Source organism: Levilinea saccharolytica (assembly GCF_001306035.1).
GTDB classification, from domain to species: domain Bacteria; phylum Chloroflexota; class Anaerolineae; order Anaerolineales; family Anaerolineaceae; genus Levilinea; species Levilinea saccharolytica.
This window is the reverse complement of the sequence record NZ_LGCM01000057.1, coordinates 1-4,208: the sequence shown is the minus strand read 5'-3', so window position 1 is coordinate 4,208 and position 4,208 is coordinate 1. Positions and strand designations below refer to the sequence as shown.

At 50.2% G+C, this 4,208-nt stretch carries 5 protein-coding genes and 1 tRNA gene; 2 read left to right on the top strand and 4 right to left on the bottom strand.

Features of this window, described 5'->3' with window-relative positions; genetic code table 11:
* The first annotated feature begins 271 nt into the window (after positions 1-271).
* A tRNA-Met gene (locus ADN01_RS15380) sits at positions 272-343 on the top strand.
* Between the two features lie 90 nt (positions 344-433).
* A complete protein-coding gene (locus ADN01_RS15375) occupies positions 434-1,447 on the top strand; it encodes a tyrosine-type recombinase/integrase (protein ID WP_062419213.1) in 1,014 nt (337 codons plus the stop codon).
* A gap of 71 nt (positions 1,448-1,518) precedes the next feature.
* On the opposite strand, the gene ADN01_RS15370 is transcribed toward ADN01_RS15375, so the two are convergent.
* From ADN01_RS15370 to ADN01_RS15355, 4 genes are all read right to left on the bottom strand, one after another.
* Positions 1,519-1,728 (bottom strand): AbrB/MazE/SpoVT family DNA-binding domain-containing protein, encoded by a 210-nt coding sequence (locus tag ADN01_RS15370; RefSeq protein WP_075071262.1) that lies wholly within the window; start codon positions 1,726-1,728, stop codon positions 1,519-1,521.
* Positions 1,725-2,081 carry a hypothetical protein gene (locus ADN01_RS15365; protein ID WP_062419212.1) on the bottom strand — a complete coding sequence of 119 codons (357 nt, stop codon included), beginning with the start codon at positions 2,079-2,081 and terminating at the stop codon, positions 1,725-1,727. The genes ADN01_RS15370 and ADN01_RS15365 overlap by 4 nt, the downstream gene beginning before the upstream one ends.
* The gene (locus ADN01_RS19400; RefSeq protein ID WP_147239101.1) at positions 2,050-2,484 is read right to left on the bottom strand and encodes a helix-turn-helix domain-containing protein; all 435 of its coding nucleotides are present in this window, start codon (positions 2,482-2,484) and stop codon (positions 2,050-2,052) included. The genes ADN01_RS15365 and ADN01_RS19400 overlap by 32 nt, the downstream gene beginning before the upstream one ends.
* Before the next feature lie 62 nt (positions 2,485-2,546).
* Positions 2,547-4,007 carry an AAA family ATPase gene (locus ADN01_RS15355; protein ID WP_062419210.1) on the bottom strand — a complete coding sequence of 487 codons (1,461 nt, stop codon included), beginning with the start codon at positions 4,005-4,007 and terminating at the stop codon, positions 2,547-2,549.
* Positions 4,008-4,208: the final 201 nt, after the last annotated feature.

Genomic DNA, 4,208 nt, shown 5'->3' with positions numbered 1-4,208 from the left:
GGGGGCGGGTGTGGGGGTGGGCGTGGCCGGGGGCAGGGTGGGCTGGACGGTGAGGGTGGGGTAGGCCTGGTTGAGGAAGGACAGCCCGCCCAGGTTGCAGGCCAAGGTGGCCAGGCCCAGCAGGGCGGTGAGAAGGAGCCGGATTTTTTGAGTCATAAAGGCCTTATACCGGATGATGGGGATTGTGTCAATGCTTGCCGAGGGGTTTTTGGCAAAATGCGGCCTTGACGGATGGGTGGGGTGGGGGTATAATGACGGGACAGTTGAGCGATGCGGGGTAGAGCAGAGGTAGCTCGTCGGGCTCATAACCCGGAGGTCAGTGGTTCGAATCCACTCCCCGCTACTAACGAGAACCGTAGTCCCTGGGGCTACGGTTTTTTGATAGGCCTGAGGGTCGATGGTTACGAAAAATCACTTTTAGGAGGATTTTTCGATGAACCGTAATCCCTCAGGCCTGTTATTTTCTCTTTGTATTGACGGCTTCGTCAAATACAAAACCGCCGAAGGCTTAAGCCAACGGACGGTCGATTCGTATGAGTGGGTGCTGCGTAAGTGGATGGAAAAGATAGGCGATCAACCGGTGGGGAAGATCACCTCTGCCGATGTGCTCGATTACATGACCTATCTGCGCACCGAGTATGTTCCCCACACTTTCGCCAAACCGAATCCTGCGCATGATGCGCCAACGCGCAAACTCTCCCCCAAGACACTGCGAAACCATTGGATCACTTTCAAAGCTTTCTTCGGTTGGGCGGTTGCAGAGTTCAAAATAAAGAACCCCATGGAAGGCATCCCGGGTCCACGCTACAAAGAAGCACCGGTAGCCGCCTTTACTCAGGAGGATCTTGCGGCGCTGCTTAAAGCCTGCGTCTACTCCCGTGAGTACAATCCAATCAATCGCCATAATTTTGTCACCCGACGACCATCCGCCAAACGAGATGAAGCCATGATACTGTTCATGTTGGATACCGGTTTGCGTGCTTCCGAGCTTTGCAGTTTGAAAATCGGCGAACTGGATTTGCGCACCGGTAAAGTTGTCATCAAGCATGGGGACGAAGGCGGGGCAAAAGGCGGCAAAGGGCGCACGGTGTTCATCGGAAAGAGCACCCGCCGGGCTGTATGGCGTTACCTGGCCGACCGCGAAGATCGCGACGACCCAGAATCGCCAGTATTTATCAACCGTGGCAATCATCCGTTTAACTCCAATAGCCTGCGTCATCTAATCGTGCGCCTGGCTGATAAAGCGGGTGTCAAAGGAGCTCATCCACATAAATTCCGGCATACTTTTGCAATCACTTACCTCCGTTCAGGTGGGGATGTTTTTACCCTGCAAGCCCTGCTAGGTCACAGCTCGTTGGATATGGTCCGTCATTATGCTCAAATCGCTGAAATGGACATCGAGCGTGTTCACCGCAAAGCCAGCCCAGTTGATAACTTGAGGTTCTAAAAACGATCATTTTCTCTTTGCTCCAGAGCTGGAGGAAGGGATTCAATAAACCCTTCCTCCAGCTATTCAGGTTATTTCCGTTTTTGGGCTTGGCAGGGAAGTTTGCACGTTGGCCGGAGCGACGGCGAATCGCAGCATTCCTTGCGCACCAAAATGATTGAACCATTTGCCATGACTTCATAATCCAGGCAGTCACCAGGTTGTAAATCCAACAGGTTACGAACCTTTTTGGGGATTGTGATGGCGTTGGTCGTGGTAATGATAATCGGTCGTTTTTTCAAATAATCACCTCCTTTCCTTCCGAGATTGCTGAAATTTTCATAATCCAGCTCAGCCGGATATTCTGAAACTCAACCGTGAACATGGCTTTCGCCCATAAGAAGAAACGCTCGTTGGTATTCAAGATGTTCTGTAATTCTGCTTGATCCAATCCTTTTACGACTTTCTGAAAAAGGAAATCAGAAAGACTGGTGTGGAAAGCGTGTGCTGAACTGAACGGTTGTGAGCCAGCCCAGAGAAGCAACACTTTAAGATGCTCGAAATCGTTAGAGATCTGAAGCGAAGAACGCCCATGAACATCTCGTGAAAATTTCAGGAACAACTTAACCTTGAGGTAGTTCTGACGATCCAGCATTCCAAATTCCGCGATTGACAATCCCGCCGCAGTTGGGGCATTTGCCTTTCAGATGGCTCAGGCGGCCTTTGACAGGATGAATTTCCCCATTTTGAATTTTGACGATCGTATTGCAACGCATGCAAAAGCCTTCCCCTGCTTGAAGCGGATGGGTTGGTTTCTTTCTGGCGTTCCGTTGGTTATCAACCCAGGTGGCAAATTCTTTGCCGTTGATCCAGATATGGTTGGATTCATCACGGCTGTGTGGCGCGCCATGGTTGAGCCAATCTCGCAAGGTGGTTTCAGGAACGTCCAGGTCTTCAGCGATTTCCCGCGGTGTGTAAAGCATGGGCAGCAAACCGGGGGCTTTGATCAAGACATTCCTGGAAATCCGGCAATTTGAGCTATTTTGGTTTTCTGACATTCTTCTCCTTTGTTATTTGTAAACTTTGCATCGAACAAGCATACGCCAGCCATGCCACCCTCTTAAGGGAATGGCGTGGCTGGCGTATCCTCTTCCCACTGATAGGTGTTGAAAGATCCTCGTTTTGTAACTCTGATTCGCGGGTCGTTATTGAGTTTTGAAAATGCCCGATCGATCGTCCTGGCGCTGCTATTGATTTGGAGTGCTGAGATGAGCTCATTCTTCTTGAATTCCTGCTCCGGTAAACTCTGCAGATATTCCAGGATATCCGCAAAGATCAATTCCACCTGACCAGGCACGCGCACCAGTTCAGAAGCATTCGTTTCAGAAAAGCGAAGCGCGATGCTCTCTTCGGTTGATTCAATTTGAAACTGCAACTGCGCAGGTGGCAGGGATTCACGCACCTTTTGTGGAATGATCGTTCGCATCGAGTGTGCCGAATGCTGGTTTTCGTGTGTAACCACAATGGCGGTATCGACAGACCCTAAAATATCGGAGGAACCCCGGACGCGATAGGAAAGATCGGGGTTTCCACCCTTATTGAGGTGATGAATGAGAATGAAAGTCGTACCGATCTGGTTGGCAATTTCTCGTAGTGTGTTCATCATCGGTGAAATTTCTGCCACCGAATTTTCATCTGCGCCAGGCATAAACTTGGCCATGACATCAAAAATGACCACAGAAGCATCCAATCGATGAATTCGCTGACGCAATGCCAGTACTTCGGAAGTGACTTTCAGGTTAAGCGGAGAAAAGTCGAAAATCAGGTTCGCAGGCGGTTGAATGCCCCGCGAGTGGCACAATTTAAGAACACGCGAGCGCATACCCCGGTAGCTGCCATCCAGGAAGTGATACAGCACTTTGCCCTGGGTTACCGGCCGGTTATCCCACGCCAGACCCGAAGAAGCCATGCCAATCGCCAGATCCAGCGCGAGAAAACTCTTTCCGGCTGCCGGCATACCGGCGATCAAGTTGATTCCGCCGGCCATAATCCAGTCTTTGAGAATCCAGGTCAATTCACCCATCTCCGATAAACACAATTTCTCTGCGGTCATAACCATTCGCTCCGTGACTCCGGACAAGGCGGATGAGCTGACAAAGAATTCCTCCATTTGCTGCAGAGCATCAGAAAGCGGTTTATCTTGAATAGCATTTTGCGCAAGGTTTGTAGCGACCTCCAACGCTTTTCGCTTGAATGCTTTTTCGCGCACGATCTTGGCGTAAGACTCGGCGTGCATGGAAGTCGGAGTTGCATTGAGCAGACCTGTGATGTACGCCGGCCCACCGATTTCTTTTAGTTTTCCGCTGGTATTCAAAGCATTACACAAGGTGACATGATCGATCTGTTGCTCAGATTCCAACAGGTGATTCATCGCTTCCCAGATCCAGCGGTGTGAGTTGCGATAAAAATATTCCGCTCTCACGATGGTGACCAAATCCTCAAATAAATAAGGTGCAATCATGATCGAACCGAGCAAGGCTTGTTCGGCATCAACATCACTGGGCGGAATGGGATCTGGCATCAAAAGCTCCAAATGGTTTGATATTTACTCTTTACTTCAACAAGAAGGTCGCCAGAGAAAAAGAAAAGCGACCGGGGGCTGTCCAAAAAGTAACAATGGGCAGCCCCTTCCCAAAATAAAGCAAGCGTGATTCAATAGGGGGATGAAAAGAAGACCAACAGCGCCCGTATTCAAACCCTACGTGATGCACCAAGCCTCATT

What these genes read in the sequence shown, in the direction of transcription:
- ADN01_RS19400 (WP_147239101.1), bottom strand. Translation starts at nt 2,484, where the DNA reads ATGTCAGAAAACCAAAATAGCTCAAATTGCCGGATTTCCAGGAATGTC.
- ADN01_RS15355 (WP_062419210.1), bottom strand. Translation starts at nt 4,007, where the DNA reads ATGCCAGATCCCATTCCGCCCAGTGATGTTGATGCCGAACAAGCCTTG.
- ADN01_RS15365 (WP_062419212.1), bottom strand. Translation starts at nt 2,081, where the DNA reads ATGCTGGATCGTCAGAACTACCTCAAGGTTAAGTTGTTCCTGAAATTT.
- ADN01_RS15375 (WP_062419213.1), top strand. Translation starts at nt 434, where the DNA reads ATGAACCGTAATCCCTCAGGCCTGTTATTTTCTCTTTGTATTGACGGC.